Annotated in this window: 14 protein-coding genes; 3 read left to right on the top strand and 11 right to left on the bottom strand. The window is 46.7% G+C overall.

Annotated features, from left to right (window positions below; translation table 11 throughout):
- Window position 1: 1 nt before the first annotated feature.
- The 7 genes from L0660_RS20075 to L0660_RS20045 all read right to left on the bottom strand — a co-directional run bounded on the left by L0660_RS20075 (window position 2) and on the right by L0660_RS20045 (window position 9,466).
- Window positions 2–640 (bottom strand): nucleotidyl transferase AbiEii/AbiGii toxin family protein, encoded by a 639-nt coding sequence (locus tag L0660_RS20075; protein WP_235161077.1) that lies wholly within the window; start codon window positions 638–640, stop codon window positions 2–4.
- Window positions 630–890, bottom strand: a complete 261-nt coding sequence (locus L0660_RS20070) for a DUF6922 domain-containing protein (protein WP_235161076.1) — start codon at window positions 888–890, stop codon at window positions 630–632. Before L0660_RS20070 ends, L0660_RS20075 begins: the two co-directional genes overlap by 11 nt.
- Window positions 891–1,018: 128 nt before the next feature.
- On the bottom strand, window positions 1,019–1,402 hold the full coding sequence (locus L0660_RS20065; protein WP_026631728.1) for a TraR/DksA C4-type zinc finger protein: 384 nt from the start codon (window positions 1,400–1,402) through the stop codon (window positions 1,019–1,021).
- A 34-nt stretch (window positions 1,403–1,436) separates the two neighbouring features.
- Entirely contained in the window at window positions 1,437–2,417 is a 981-nt protein-coding gene (locus tag L0660_RS20060; protein ID WP_026631727.1) for a pyruvate dehydrogenase complex E1 component subunit beta, read from the bottom strand.
- 172 nt (window positions 2,418–2,589) lie between these two features.
- The gene (locus tag L0660_RS20055) at window positions 2,590–3,465 is read right to left on the bottom strand and encodes a transglutaminase family protein (RefSeq protein ID WP_235161075.1); all 876 of its coding nucleotides are present in this window, start codon (window positions 3,463–3,465) and stop codon (window positions 2,590–2,592) included.
- Window positions 3,455–6,010, bottom strand: a complete 2,556-nt coding sequence (locus L0660_RS20050) for a circularly permuted type 2 ATP-grasp protein (protein ID WP_235161074.1) — start codon at window positions 6,008–6,010, stop codon at window positions 3,455–3,457. Before L0660_RS20050 ends, L0660_RS20055 begins: the two co-directional genes overlap by 11 nt.
- A 30-nt stretch (window positions 6,011–6,040) precedes the next feature.
- Complete coding sequence (locus L0660_RS20045) at window positions 6,041–9,466, bottom strand: DUF2126 domain-containing protein (protein ID WP_235161073.1); 3,426 nt, start codon at window positions 9,464–9,466, stop codon at window positions 6,041–6,043.
- A gap of 314 nt (window positions 9,467–9,780) precedes the next feature.
- Here L0660_RS20045 and proC point away from each other — a divergent pair, with 314 nt between their 5' ends.
- Together proC and L0660_RS20035 are read left to right on the top strand one after the other, a co-directional pair.
- Window positions 9,781–10,584, top strand: a complete 804-nt coding sequence (gene proC, locus L0660_RS20040) for a pyrroline-5-carboxylate reductase (protein WP_235161072.1) — start codon at window positions 9,781–9,783, stop codon at window positions 10,582–10,584.
- Window positions 10,585–10,654: 70 nt separating this feature from the next.
- Entirely contained in the window at window positions 10,655–11,563 is a 909-nt protein-coding gene (locus L0660_RS20035) for a DUF1338 domain-containing protein (RefSeq protein WP_235161071.1), read from the top strand.
- Between the two features lies 1 nt (window position 11,564).
- Here L0660_RS20035 and L0660_RS20030 read toward each other — a convergent pair whose 3' ends face one another.
- The 3 genes from L0660_RS20030 to L0660_RS20020 form a co-directional block, all read right to left on the bottom strand.
- Window positions 11,565–11,864 (bottom strand): hypothetical protein, encoded by a 300-nt coding sequence (locus L0660_RS20030; protein WP_235161070.1) that lies wholly within the window; start codon window positions 11,862–11,864, stop codon window positions 11,565–11,567.
- Complete coding sequence (locus L0660_RS20025) at window positions 11,864–12,127, bottom strand: DUF4160 domain-containing protein (protein ID WP_235161069.1); 264 nt, start codon at window positions 12,125–12,127, stop codon at window positions 11,864–11,866. Before L0660_RS20025 ends, L0660_RS20030 begins: the two co-directional genes overlap by 1 nt.
- Window positions 12,128–12,191: 64 nt before the next feature.
- Window positions 12,192–14,132: an SGNH/GDSL hydrolase family protein gene (locus tag L0660_RS20020; RefSeq protein ID WP_235161068.1), complete on the bottom strand. Its 1,941-nt coding sequence runs from the start codon at window positions 14,130–14,132 to the stop codon at window positions 12,192–12,194.
- A 93-nt stretch (window positions 14,133–14,225) separates the two neighbouring features.
- Between L0660_RS20020 and L0660_RS20015 the strand changes: the two genes are divergently transcribed.
- Window positions 14,226–14,516 (top strand): hypothetical protein, encoded by a 291-nt coding sequence (locus L0660_RS20015; RefSeq protein WP_233799044.1) that lies wholly within the window; start codon window positions 14,226–14,228, stop codon window positions 14,514–14,516.
- Window positions 14,517–14,559: 43 nt separating this feature from the next.
- On the opposite strand, the gene L0660_RS20010 is transcribed toward L0660_RS20015, so the two are convergent.
- A complete protein-coding gene (locus tag L0660_RS20010; protein WP_235161067.1) occupies window positions 14,560–15,438 on the bottom strand; it encodes an NAD(P)-dependent oxidoreductase in 879 nt (292 codons plus the stop codon).
- Between the last annotated feature and the right edge of the window lie 17 nt (window positions 15,439–15,455).

The raw sequence follows: 15,455 nt of genomic DNA, 5'->3' as shown, positions 1-15,455 counted from the left end.
TTTATTGGAAAAGCTTGTTTCCTGAGATAATAGCCTGCTCTATGCGTTGCTGAATCTTCGAAATTGGCAGCTTAACCTTCATTTTAGGTGGATCCATTTCGGGATCTATATCATAGAAATAGGATAACGATTTCAATGCAATTAACGGGTTCATGTGTGGATACTTTGTTTCAAAAAATGAAATAATTTCATTCAGCGAAAAGTGTTCGAGCAGAAAGTAAATGTCCACAAAGTCTTTCAGTCGCTTGCCGGAATTTATAATGGCATTCACTTTCATAGCTGCGATATCTTCCAAACCTAACAAAGTAATTCCTTCTTCTATTTGGGGCTGTTTTATCAATGTATAATCATGGCGAATGAAATCTGTCTTGATGTTATCGATAAAGGTGAAAAGATTATTTGTACTCTTTTGATAGGCAACTTCTACTTTGAAGGATTCGCGTAGCAACTCGATTAACTCACTTGTTTCAAATGTTACATTCGTAAACAGGTCGATATCGATGGAATTTCGGTGTCCGATTTGTAATGCGAGGGAAGTGCCTCCAACCAGATAAAAGTTTTTCAACTCAGGAATAGCCTGGATTCGCTGAATCAGCTTAAACGTATCCGGATGAATTACGAAAGGGTCTTTATACAACATTCACAAAGTCAGAGTTAATGAATAATCTGGAAAAGCGCTTGTCCTTTTCATCTATTTGAGATGACCATTCAATCGTCTCCAAAATTTGACTTTTGGAATAGAACCTGATCATTTCCCGCCAGTTGTCCAGATTCCCCCGTTCTAAAACCCGCTCAATTACAATTTTATACGATTTTTTAAAATCGAAACTATCGTAATCAAATTCCCAAAGGAGCCTTGATGGAATATTTGGTTTGTTAGTGTTCTGCATATTGTTTGAAGGCAATAAGTAAATTTACATTAATTCAAATAACTGGCAATTCTCCCGCTTCATAAACAAAAAAGCGACAAGCCATCCGCAGATCACTTGTCGCTCACGATAAATTTCAGAAGCCTGAATTAGCTCGCTCTTCTCAGCTTTGCTTCGATGGTTTGCTGGGTATGAGGAACGATTCTTAATCTTTCCTTAGGAATCAGCTTGCCGGTGTCAATGCAGATGCCGTAGGTGCCGTTTTTGATGCGGACCAGGGCGTTTTCAAGCTGGATCGAGTATTTCTGTAATCTGGCAGCCAACTGGCTCAGGTTCTCACGTTCGCTGGCGTCGGCGCCGTCTTCTACAAGCTTGGCCGAACCAGCAGTGATTTCCGTACCACTGTCGTTCTTCTTACTTAAACCTCCCTTGATATAATTAAGCTCACTCATTGTCGCTTCGAGTTTTCCGCGAATGAGTTCTTCAAATTCCCTCAACTCTTCCTCCGAATATCTTGTGCGTTCTTCTTGCATAACGAGAAATGGCTTTGTCTTTTTCTTTAACTTCTTATTTGTAAAGCACCGACTTTACTGCTTCCACCACACGCTTAACGCTAGGCAGGATTTCTTCGATCAATGTTGGTGCGTATGGAAGCGGCACATCGCGGTTGGTTACGCGGATCACCGGTGCATCCATATAATCAAATGCATGACGCTGAATGTGATAAGTAATTTCTGTTGAGATAGATGCAAGCGGCCAGGCCTCTTCCACAACCACACAGCGGTTTGTTTTCTTAACAGATTCAATAACCGCAGGATAATCGATAGGACGAACAGTTCTCAAATCAACCACTTCTACGTCAATGCCTTCTTTTTCCAATTGCAAAACGGCTGGCATCACAACGCGGGGGATCATTTTACCAAAAGAAACAATGGTAACATCCTTGCCCTGACGTTTCACATCTGCTTTACCCAGCGGGATCAGGTATTCTTCCTCCGGAACCTGCATTTTATCACCGTACATTACTTCCGATTCCATGAAGATTACCGGGTTGTTGTCGCGGATAGACGATTTCAAAAGTCCTTTCGCATCATATGGGTTCGAAGGAACTACTACTTTCAGACCGGGCGTGTTAGCAAACCAGTTTTCAAAGTTCTGCGAGTGCTGCGCTCCCAATTGTCCTGCGTTACCGGTTGGTCCGCGGAAAACGATCGGGCAGCCATACTGGCCGGCAGACATGGAAAGAATTTTCGCTGCGCTGTTGATGATCTGGTCGATCGCAACAAGAGAGAAGTTGAAAGTCATAAATTCAACGATCGGGCGAAGTCCGTTTCCGGCAGCTCCTACTGCGATCCCGGCAAAGCCAAGCTCAGCAATAGGCGTATCGATCACGCGCTCGGGACCGAATTCGTCCAACATTCCCTGACTTGCTTTATAGGCGCCGTTGTATTCTGCAACTTCCTCTCCCATTAAAAAAATACTCTTGTCAAGGCGCATCTCTTCCGACATGGCGTCGCGAATGGCATCTCTGAATGCTAATTCTTTCATTCGTAATTTTATAATTATTTAATTCTTAGAAGAAACCATTGCCAATCCATGCGAAGTGCAGGATTTTAAACTGCTTGGTTACATTAAAAGACGTTTTGTATACTTATTTCAAAATGATGTGTAAAATTAGAGAAATGAGGCCAATTCTCAAATTCTTTATATTAACTATTCTTCACACGGGAATTACATCCACTTCCACTTTCAGCGTGTGTTTTCCATAACTGAAAATGATGCCCTTCAATGGTGGCACGTCGCTGTAATCGCGGCCCCAGGCAGTGACAATGTGCCGTTCACCGGGAACAATGTTATTGGTCGGGTCAAAATCGCACCAGCCGAAGTCGGGAATGTACACCGAGATCCAGGCATGCGACGCATCCGAGCCTTGTAATTTCTGCTTTCCGGGCGGCGGCAGCGTTTCCAGATAGCCGCTCACATAGCGTGCAGCAAAGCCGAAACTCCGGATGCAGGCAATGGCCAGATGCGAAAAATCCTGGCAAACACCCTTTTTAGCTGCAATAACATCCTTAATAGGCGTATGCACGGTTGTAAAATCCGGAACAAAATCGAATTCATGGAAAATCTTGGCGCAAAGCGCTTCCACACAAGCATATAGCGGCATTCCTTCCTGAAAACAATCTTTTGCAAAATTCCGCACCTCCTGATCCCATTTGATCATAGGGCTCGGCAGCATGTATTCCAGCAGCGAAATTTTCAGCGCCCGGTCGCCCAGAAGTTGCTGACGGGCTGCTTCGCAGGAGATTTCGGAGGGCAAAAACAAAGACCCGGTTTCCTCGGTAAGCCGCTCCACCATGGCTGTTGTGAGTACGGTAAGCGTTTTGTGCGGGGAATGCAGGGAGAAATAATGGGTTGTATTTCCGTAAAAATCCTTCCGGTCGATGATCTGCGAAGGTTCGGGGGAAATTTGAATGTCGAAATTCTGGCACAGCTGATTCGGCAGCGAGCGCGGCGCGAGGCACACCAGACTATGATAATTATTGACCGCCTCCGCGTATTTATATTCCGTTTTGTGAATCAGCTTATATTTCATCCGTATCGTAATCCATCGGATCGTAAAATGAATGATGCATAAAAGTGTGGCTGAAATACATGTTGGTCAGGTTCACCGAAACGGAGCTGATGAGCTTGGATACTTCCGAAAGGAGGTTGAACAATTCCCGTCTTTCCAATCCCACATTGCATTTGCTCAAATCGCTCACATCCGCCAGCTTGACCAATGTGGCCGCCTTCAAAACGAATTTCTGCGCCTCATTAAGCCTTTCGCTCCGGGTTGTTACGGGCAGCTTGCTAATGTTGTTTTTCAGCTCATCGAGCATATAAACCAGCGAGTAAGGCAATGTTTTTTCCAACAAAACCATATCCAGCATCGCTTCCACGCTCAAATGCGACTTATAGATCTGCCGGTAATTTACCAGCAAATGATGGTTGATCAATGTCGCCTCGATCAGCTCATTTTCAACGCCAGGCGTGTTTTTTACACCAAAATTAGATTGGATAACACTGATCCGCGACAGGATGCGCTCGATCAGCTTGCCCGTTTCGAGGAGCAAAAAGCTGTTGTCGCGCGGCATACTTTCTGCTATCACGCCCAAAAACGTGAACATATTATTGAACAATCCATCAAGAGTCTTCTGAATGTTATTGTTATGCATCGACGACGCATTGCGGATCTCATGATAACCATTATCGATCAAATCCACGATCCGCCAGATCTCCTGGTCCCACTGGTTCCGCACCGCTGCAACAGCATTCAGAAATGCACCGATATTGGCCGCAATGGTGCCTGGACGGCTGGTGTTGGAAATCAGGTCAATGATCTCAGTGTAAGGATCTGACATTAAATCCTCCTCTTCCAGAAAACCCGGATAAGTGGAAGACAAATGTGTGAGTGATTGCAACAGGATCTTAATGTGCTCCTGCTTCGCTGAGCCGCCGAAATTCCTGTCCAGGTTAAGCACATTGATCGTAATGTTCATAAACTTGATAACGGCCATCGTCCGCTCGCAATAACGCCCTATCCAGAACAGATTTTCCGCGCTGCGGCTGGGGAGCGAGACGTGCTTGTTAACCGAGATCGGTGAAGTCAGAACGATCTTTTCCTGAATGTCTTCCGTTTTGTCCGACACAATCCAGGTGTCCTTCGACAAGCCGCCATATTGATTTGAAATCACAAAACGGTCCTTAACCGGTGAGCTCCGCGTCAGTCCGCCTTGCATGACGTGGTAACCACTTTCATCGGCCACCATAAATGCCCTTAATGCAGCATAACGCGGCTCAATGTTGCCATTGATCAGGGACGGCGTTGTGGACAAGCTCACTTCCTGCTGCGCGATAAACTCGTGCGGCCGCTGAATGATCATTTTTTTCAGCTCGTCCTTTTCAGCAAAAGTCAGCAGCCTACCGTAAATCGACCTGAATTTCGTTTTGCGATTTGCTTTCTTAATGATCAGCTCATCCATGTGTTCCAGCACGTAATTGAGCTCTTTCACATGCCCGCACCACCAGGTGGCCACGGAGGGCATAATCAGTTTTTCACCTAAAAAATAATTGGAAATATTGCCCATAAAGGCATGAAATGCATGATTTTCCAAAACACTCGTCCCCGGCGGGTTCAAAACCTGCACATTACCAAGCCTGATGGCCTGCAACAATCCTGGAACGCCCAAACGGGAATCTTCGCGCAGTTCAAGCGGATCACACCAGTCGTCGTCGATACGGCGGATGATCACGTCCACTTTTTGCAAACCATCAATGGATTTCAACCAAACGCAGCCATTCCGCACAAGCAGATCGTCGCCCTGCGCGAGTGTATAACCCAGGTAGGAAGCCAGATAAGCGTGCTCGAAATAGGCTTCGTTATTTGGTCCCGGCGTGAGATAAACAATGTTCGGCGCGTCTTTTCTTTTATCCGATAATTTTAAAACTGTGTTTTGCAGACTGTTAAAAAAAGGCGACAGCTTGCTAACATACATTCCCTCAGCCAGTTCGGGAAGCAGCTTGCTCATTACCACACGGTTTTCCAATGTATAACCCGACCCGGACGGAGCCTGCGTGCGGTTGTCCACAATCCACATCTGCCCATCGGGCCCGCGCGACATATCGGCCGCGTACATGGTTAGCTGATTATTGCCCGGCACTTTTATGTCAATGCACGGGCGGAAAAAGCCGGTGTTGTCAAAAACGAGTTCTGCCGGGATAATGCCGTCTTTCACCAGGTTTCTGGGTCCGTAAAGGTCTTTCAGGATCAGATCCATCAGGATTGCGCGCTGCTGCAAGCCTTTGGCAATGCCGTTCCATTCTTTTTGTTCAATTAAAAAAGGGATAGGGTCCAGCTGCCAGGGACGGTTAAGGCCGTCGGGCGTGCCGTATACATTATAAGTCACCCCGTTTTCCCGGAGCTTGCTGATGATTTCCTGGTTCCGGATTTTCAGTTCATCCATGCCCAGCCTTTCCAGCTGAGAAAATAGCGCTTTCCAGTACGGCTTTACCTTCCCGTTCAAATCCAGCACTTCGTCATAAGAAGTGAGTCCGTTTTGATAGGATTGTAAAAGATCCACAGGAGCCTCGGTAAGCATAATGTAGTAAGTAGGGTTTGTACTAAAAATCTATTTTGATTTCCAGTATTTACGTAAATCCAGCGTATTCGGATACTCCGGATTAATTAATTCGATCGGCGTATCGCTTTTCATTTCTTTCTTCGTCTCAGCAATAAAACGTGACACCGCACCCGTCGATTTTTCCAGAATAGGCACTTCCTGCTTGGCAGATGGCGTATGCCCAAAACCCTGGAACAAGCTTATTTTGCGTGATTCTGCTTCAAAACTGTTCACCGGATAAGTATCAAAAGCGCGGCCTCCCGGATGTGAAACAAAGTAAGTGCAACCGCCCAATATACGGTTATTCCAGGTATCCACAATGTCAAAAACGAGCGGCGCATCGGCCCCGATCGTCGGGTGCAATGCCGATGGCGGGTTCCAGGCTTTATATCGAATTCCCGAAACAAATTCGCCCTTAATCCCCGAACTGCGCAGCGGAACGCGGCAGCCATTGCAAACCAGAATGTGCCTTCCTTCTACAAATCCGCTCACTTTCACCTGCAAGCGTTCCAGCGAAGAGTCCACAAAACGGGCAGTGCCGCTGTTGGACAATTCTTCTCCCAAAACATGCCAGGGCTCGATGCCCAGTCGCAGATCGAGCTGAATGTTGTCCACTGTAATGCCGCCATAATGCGGAAAACGGAACTCAAAGAATGGGTCAAACCAGGAAATATCGAAGTTATAGCCCGCATCTTTCAAATCCTTTACCACATCCACCATATCCAGGTAAGCAAAATGCGGCAGCAGGAAACGGTCGTGAAGTTCCGTTCCCCAACGGATGAGCTTGTGCTTATAAGGGTTTTTCCAAAACTTCGCAATCAACGCCCTTACAAGCAATGTTTGGACGAGATTCATATGCTTGTGCGGCGGCATATCGAACGCGCGGAATTCCAGAATCCCGAGTTGTCCCGTTGCGGAATCAGGTGAATAAAGCTTATCCATGCAGAATTCCGAACGGTGCGTATTGCCCGTAATGTCCACCAGCAAGTTCCTGAAAATGCGGTCAACCATCCAGAATGGCACTTCTTCTCCTTCGGGAATTTGTTCAAATGCAATTTCAACTTCATAAAGCTTCTCGTCCCGGCCTTCGTCAATGCGCGGCGCCTGGCTTGTAGGGCCAATGAATGGTCCTGCAAAAAGGTAACTTAATGCAGGGTGATGCTGCCAGTAAGTCAGCAAGCTCCTCAGCAGATCGGGCCGGCGCAGAATTGGGCTGTCGGCAGGCTTTGCACCGCCAATGGTCACGTGGTTACCGCCGCCGGTTCCGGTGTGGCGCCCGTCAACCATGAATTTATCTGTGCCTAATCTTGAAAAGAAGGCCTCTTCATACAGCGCACTCACATTATCAACGAGTTCCTGCCAGTTTTTGGCCGGGTGAATGTTCACTTCTATCACCCCGGGGTCAGGCGTAACAATCAGTTTTTGAACCCTTGCATCCGTTGGCGCAGCATAACCTTCGATCCGGACGGGCATTTTCAGCTTTTCCGCCGTGGCTTCTATGGACGCCATCAAGTCCAGATAATGTTCCAGATAATCCGTCGGAGGCAGATATACATAAATGATTCCCTCCCGTTCCTCAACACAAAGCGCCGTTTTGATAATCGGAAGCTCAAAAAGAAGTTTGTCTTCCGCCTCTTTTTCGGTTAATGGTGTCTTATCATCCTCCTCCTCTTCAAAAATCGCATTCACCGGCAGCTCATATGGAGGCGCCACCGACCCATAACGCGACTCTACAACCGGCTTGAAATCAATCAGCGGCGGCAAATCTTCAAACGGACTGCGTTCCACCGGCTGCTCGCGATGCGCTTTGGCAACTTCTGGCAAGGATTTCAGCGGCAAACGGAAACCGATCGCCGAATTTCCGGGCACAAGGAAACAATGGTTGCGCTTAAACTGCCAGGCTGAGCTCGACCAATGCTGTCCTTTCTCATTCCATTTGATAGGTAAAACAAAGCCAGCTGGGTTGTTAAGGCCTTTTTCAAGCAATTTTGCCAATGTCCTTCTTTCAATCGAATCTTTGAGGTTCACTTTCAAAGGGTCCACATTCACCGGCAATTTCCCCTCTTCCATCGCCCAGTAAATCGGGTCCTCGTAAGCTGGCGTAATGTTGTTGGTGTCTAAACCAAGATATTTTGTGAGTTCGGTTGTGAAGATTTCAGCTTCACGGAATGTGTATTTGGTCTGGCCTTCTTTGGTTACCAGATCATCATTACGCCACATCGGAACGCCGTCATTGCGCCAGTAAAGTGCATATTGCCATCTCGGAAACGGCTCGCCGGGATACCATTTGCCCTGACCAAAATGCAGCAATCCGCCATGCGCGAAGCGTTTTTTAAGCCTTAATGAAAGGTCATAGGCCAGTTGTCTTTTCAATGGACCGTCCGCAGCCGTGTTCCATTCCGGGGATTCGAAATCGTCGATCGAAATGAATGTTGGCTCGCCGCCCATCGTCAGGCGCACGTCACCTTCCTGCAAATCCTTTTCTACATCATGCCCCACCTGCATCACCGCTGCCCATTGTTCCTCTGTATAAGGCTTGGTAACGCGCGGATCTTCGTGGATCCGGAAAACTTTGTTATCAAATTCAAAAGTCACTTCGCAAATGTCCGTCGCACCCGAAACCGGCGCAGCACTCGCATAATCGGGCGTGCAACAAAGCGGAATGTGGCCTTCGCTGGCGAACAGTCCGGAAGTCGGGTCGAGGCCAATCCAGCCAGCACCAGGCACATAAGCCTCCGTCCACGCGTGCAGATCCGTAAAATCCTCTTCCGGGCCACTCGGACCGTCCAATGACTTAATGTCCGAAGTCAGCTGCACCAGATATCCCGAAACAAAACGCGAAGCAATGCCCAAATGTCTCAGAATCTGGACCAGTAACCACGCCGAATCCCGGCAGGAACCGCTTTGAATATTCAATGTTTCTTCGCATGTCTGGACGCCCACTTCCATGCGAATGTTATAATGTATCGCGTTGTAAATCTGCTGATTAAGGTGCACCAGAAAATCCACTATCTTGATATCACGGTTCACTTTCGCGTTCTCAACCCATTCCATCAGCGCCGGACTTGCCTCTCTCGGTTCGAGATAAGGGCCAAGTTCCTTTTTTAATGTCGGCTCATAAGCAAAAGGATACATCTCAGCGTATTCTTCCACAAAAAAATCGAACGGATTGATCACCTGCATTTTAGCGATCACTTCCACTTCCACACTTAATTCAGTCGTTTTTTCAGGAAAAACAACCCGCGCCTGATAATTGCCGAAGGGATCCTGCTGCCAGTTGATAAAATGATTTTCGGGGGTAATTTTTAATGAATAACCTTCAATGGCTGTCCGGGAATGCGGGGCGGGGCGAAGTCGGAAAATGTGCGGTGAAAGGGAAACGCTCCGGTCAAACTGGTATTTGGTTTTATGAGAAATAGCAACTTTTATAGCCATAATTGAAGTATTGCAATAGTGTTAGGTTAATTCGGCTCGTGAGAATGTATGTGCCTGTAAAAAAATGTATTATATCAATTTTTCAAAATATTAAACAGGATAAAAATACATATGCAGAATATTATATTTCCTCCACTCTGTATTTCAAAATTCCTGATTTAAGCGCTGCAATAACGGCATATGTTTTCTAACATGCCTCACGCGGGATTCATTCCGCCGGAAATTTTCGCTATTTGTTTTTCCAAAGCCGATAATTGTATAAAAGTTACGTAATTCGCTCAAAACCTTTTAATACAAAATACATTATCCTTCAAATGAAAATTGCAATCATCGGCTGCGGCAATATGGGAATGGCCTTCGCCCGCGCGTTCCTGAAATTTGATCTGGTAAAAAAGGAAGATTTTCTCCTGGTAGAGAAAAGTGAAGACCGCATGGAAAGCCTCAACAGCTTCCAGCCGGGCGTCATTACCGGCATTATTGGTCCGCAGATCGGTGAATATGATCTTATTATTTTATCTGTTAAACCGCAGGATTTCACTTCCGTTTCCGCGTCCCTGCGCGATGTGGTGAAGCCCAATCAGGTTGTGCTTTCCATTATGGCCGGTGTAACCATTGAAATTATACAAAATGCGCTCGACCATAAAGCAGTAATCCGCGCTATGCCCAACACGCCTGCCATGCTTGGAATGGGCATTACAGCCTATTCTGCGTCGCCGGAAGTAGACATTAATCAACTAAGGAAAATCGAAAACCTGATCAACGCGACGGGGCGTTCGGTGTTTTTGGAAGATGAAGACCAATTGAATGCGGTCACGGCATTAAGCGGCAGCGGACCAGCTTATTTCTTTTACGTGGTAAAAGCCATGATCGAAGCAGGCAAGCAAATGGGCTTTGAAGAGTCTGTGGCTGCATTATTGGTAAAACAAACCATGCTGGGATCGTTTCATCTGATCAACACCGCAGATAAATCGCTGGACGAGCTGATTAAAGCCGTCGCCTCCAAAGGCGGCACCACAGAAGCAGCATTAAGGCAATTCGAAGAGGGGAAACTGGACGAAACCTTGAAAAACGGCATCATAGCAGCACAAGTAAGGTCAACCGAACTATCGAAAGGCTGATAACGAAGCGCAGTTTCTTGCTAATTAATTCATAGTCTGCACGTTAACACAACATTAAAACACTAACACTATGAGCGCAACACACAGACTTGAAACATTGGACATCGTACTAAACGGCCTGATGCGCCGCTACAAAGAGCGCGTTCCTGACGTGGGTGTAATCCTGAATGCAATGATGGCTAATGGCGTTGTCCCCAGCGCAGACAACATTGAAAATGACCACATTGCATTCCGCACGATGGGCGTCGCCAACCTCGGGGTGCAATCATTTGAAAAGATCTTCCTGCATTATGGCTACGAAAAGCGCGATCATTATTTTTTCGAAGGGAAAAAGCTCGATGCATGGTGGTACAGCCCGCCCAGAGAAACTGATCCACGTATTTTTGTGAGTGAATTGCGGGTGAATGACCTGTCCGACGAAAGCCAGCGCATTATAAGAAGTTACACCGATGAAGTTACCACTGATCCTGTTGACGCATTGGATCTGGACAATGGCGCAGAAGTCGACGCATTTCTGCATCAGCCTTTGTGGCGCACGCCGACGGTGGCAGATTACAAATCCCTTTTGCTGGAAAGCGAATATGCTGCGTGGGTGATTTACAACCGATATTACCTCAACCACTTCACGATCAGCGTACATAACCTGCCGGAAGGTTACAACACCGTGGCAGCATTCAATGAGTTTCTGGAAAAGAATGGCATTCGCTTAAACACTTCGGGAGGAAAAATAAAGATCAGCCCAGACGGCGGCCTGCTACAAAGTGCAACCATTGCGGAAATGATCAACGCGAAATTCGCCAACAACGAACACCTGGAAATTTCCGGCTCCTACGTAGAATTCGCCGAAAGAAAAATCCTCCCTCAATTCCAAAACATCCCCCCAGCCGAAATCACCAGAAGACACCGCCGAGACGGCTTCGAAGCCGCCAACGCCGACAAAATTTTCGAAAGCACGTACACAACGCAGACTGGTAAGTGAGCTAATCCACCAGAACCGAATATTGAAGCAGCACATCCGGGCTGAAATCTAGGGGTGCGGGGATTAGTTTTCCATCATAGTCGACCATTTCGGAGATGTTTTCCCAGTAAATTGTTTTTCCGTCGGTTTTTGCCCTGCGGAATTGGTTTTCGTTCAAGATTTTGAAATAAACGCTTTGCTCTTTTTGGAAATATTCGGAAAGGAATGAGCCAAAATCGGTTGTCCGCACCCTATCATCGCTCCATAAAGCTTTGATAACAAACGGCTCAATCGATAATATTTCTTTTACCCTTGGATTCATTATTGTAAAGGTTTGATTTTCCTGAACTGTCCATTATCCTTCTGTGATTCTTGATAATTGATTGTCAGCTCCTCCCTATGCAGTTCGACCCAGGCTTGAATAAGCCGAATCTGCTTCCTTGGCAAATCACCAATGATGATGTTACCGGTTTCAATCGAAAATTGCGCTTCCTGATCGCCATACTGTGCATGAAAATGAGGCGGCAGATGATCTTTGAAATACATGTAAATCACTATTCCAAAAAAACGGGAAATCTCGGGCATATGTTCGTGTTTAAGTGTGTGTAATGAGAAAGCAAGCAGTTAATACTTCACCAAATTTATAGAATCATTCATTCACTAAAAAATAAACAATCCGGCAAGCATTTCCTGTGCTTTTTTCATTCTTATCCCCAGCGATGGTGAGGTGGACTTTGTGTTTGCCGCTTTTTAGTTCGTCGTTTAGCATGAGATACCAGGGCAGGTGGAGTTGGTTGCTCCATGGGGTGAAGGTTTCGAGGGTTTTGGGCGGGTTGTTGTCGATGGTGTAGGTGATTTTTCCGGCGTCGGGGCCCGAGATGATGGCTATGCCAATGCCGCGGCCTTTGAATTCAAAGTCGAGAGAGGCGTTGGGTTGTTCGCCTACGAGCATCGGGACATTGACGAAGCCGGGACGGGTGGGTGTTTTGTCTGCAGGTTTCCAGTCGGGGACGAGCGTGAAGCCTTTCAGGTTTTTGGCTTTGGCGACTTCGTGGTAACATCCTTTTTCGTAGGAAAATTTGTCGAGAGGCGCGGGCAGTTTTATGGCGTTTGTCGCGGCGCTGCTGTCGGTTTTGATCAGTTGTTTGATGGTTTGGAAATACACTTCCTGGCCATAGGGCGAAGGATGGAGGTCTTTGAAATCATATTTCCACGAAAATTCCCCTGCGGTGATCCGGTCGTAGACTTCCCTGGCGAGATTAATGTAAGCTGTGCCGTAATGTTTAGCAATGCGCTCATGAACAGCCACTTCTATGGGCTCCTTCCCTTTTTCATATTCCGCATTCTTTGTAGGCTCAGCGAAGGCCATTAATACAACATTAGCATTCGGATTTACAGCATATAAATGCCTTAAAATCCCTTCCAAGCCTCTTACCTGCGCTTTTTCGCTGAAACCATTGCCCCGGTCATTCACGGCCGATTCCAGGAAAAGCAAATCGGGCGTGCCTTTTGCCAGCACGTCGCGCTCGAAGCGGAACGCGTGCGGCGTGCTCCCGAGTGACGGAATACCTGCCGCTATGAAAGTAAAGTCGGTGTCCGGAAAATGTTCTTGAAGATATTGAGCCGTTTTATCGCGCCAGCCAGGGTTATGCGTGATGGAACCGCCCAGAAATGCAACCGTGCCCTTTTTCTCTTTTCTGAATTTTTCAAACGCATTTCCCAAACCCCTATTCACCTGAATATAAGGCTTATGTGACAATGGCTTTTGCACGGGAAGGCTGTGCTGCTCAATAAAATTGGCAAAAAACTCGGGATGCTCGATGGGAAAATGATGCCCTTCCATTTCCTGCTCGCCGCGTGTCATCGGATAAACGCTGATCGGGCCACCGAGCTGCATGTAGCTTTTGACCAATAAATCACTGTTTTCCTCCGCCGGCACATGCTTGTCCTTTAATCCGATAACATGAATTATAGGCACTTTGAAAGCCGCCAAACCCGCCAGATCATTTAAAGGAATGTCTGTAAACTTCGTAGCTTCCTCTTCCGAAAGGTTGAACAGTTTCAGCCATGCAGCCCAATCCTTTTCCGATCCCGGCCCTTTCCCCTTTCCTCCCGGCCAGCTTTTAGGATCGCAAACGGGCGCTTCGGCGTAAATGCAGCTTACTTTGTCAGGATTTCGCTTGGCCCAGCCGTACACATACAAGCCTCCCCGGCTTACGCCTTCGAGTGCGACTTTGGGTGCAAACTGTTTTTGGTTTACCAAATAATCATAAAAAGCATCCCAAACCTGCATGGCCTTGGGATGGGCAAACATGTCGTTGGTGTTGATATAAGCAATGTGAAAGCCACGAGACAGCAGTACACTATCCATCTCCGTGTGCCAGGTGGGGAAATGTGCGCGCCACACCCAGGGGTTGCCGGCCGCGGCCTTCTGCGGTTTCACATACCAGGCATTCCTGTTCTCAAAGGTGAATTCCACCTTTTCAAATCCCTTCCAGGATGATGTCTTTTCATTGGACTGAGCTTGAATAACCGGCCCAGACATCACAAAAAGCACGAGAGTTATAAACGCTAATTTTCTCCTAATCATGGCAAACAAAGGAAAATGAAGACCAGATTTACCGGTGAATTTTCCGTATTGGTATGATATTTTAAGTGTTACAGCAAACTATAAACAAGACTTATGGATAAGATCGAGAAATATAAGACTATGGAGAAAGTCCTTCGTGAAATCGAGGATTTGAAAAACAGTGAGACTGCAGTGATCAAAAAAATAGGTCAGATCGAGACGGAGAACATGAATTTGAATGTTCAAGGTTTGGATAAAACACTAAATGAAATCTACGACGGTATTTATAAAAACCTTGAACTCGTAGAAGGTCTTCATACTTCTTTCACAGAAACGGTTTCTGACTTCAAAGAGAAGAATAATATAAGTGATGAGATGTTACTTGAATTTAGCGAGAATAATTAATTCGTTGCTAATCAATGAAAAAGGCTGCACATGCAGCCTTTTTTTATGCCCCAGCATCATCGGACGCACCTTGCGCCAGCGCGCTCCAATCCAGATTATCCCGCTTTTTGGCTAATGCAGAAATAAAACGGTTACGGATCAGATCCGCCATCGGCATAGGCACATGCACGTCCGAGGCGGTTTGTAATGTCAGGTTAATGTCTTTCAGGCCCAAAGCCAGCTTGAATGCAACCGGTTCGTAAACATTGTTGGCCACGAATTTCCCGTAATTCTGAAAAATCGGCGCAGCAAACAATGTTTGGGTTAGCATTTCGTAGATGCTTTGACGGGAAATCCCGTTTTTCTCAGCCATCGTAAATGCTTCGCCCATCATTTCCAAACTCGCCGCAATCATGAAATTTCCGGCCAGTTTGACCACATTCGCAGCGCCGGGATCTTCTCCAAAATCATAAATGCCTTTGACGAATCCCTGCAAAATAGGCTTCGCTATCTCCTTCGCTGCGGCTTTTCCGGAAATGGCAATGTTGCCTACTCCTGCTACTACTGCTTCTGGCCTGGCAAAAATGGGCGCGGCAATGTAAGTTACTTCGTACCAGTCGTGTATCTGGCTCATTTGGCGGGAAGTTTCGGGCGATATGGTGCTCATGGAAATGTGAATACCGCCTTTTCCCAACTTTTCGACCAGTTCCATGTTGAAAATCTCCTCGACGACCGAATCATCTGCAAGCACCGAAATCACGATCCCGCCCGTTTCAACGGCGTCGATTGCATTTTCGGCGACTTTCGCCCCTAATGTGACCAATGGATCCGCTTTCGAGGCAGTTCTGTTCCAAACCGTTAGCTCGTAGCCGGCCTTAATGAGACTTTCTGCAATGGGTGTTCCCAGGTTACCCAAACCTATAAATGCTATTTTCTGAGACATAATAATGGACGTTTTTT

The organism is Dyadobacter sp. CY351 (genome assembly GCF_021502625.1).
Taxonomy (GTDB): domain Bacteria; phylum Bacteroidota; class Bacteroidia; order Cytophagales; family Spirosomataceae; genus Dyadobacter; species Dyadobacter chenhuakuii.
This window is presented reverse-complemented; position numbering and strand designations above follow the sequence as displayed.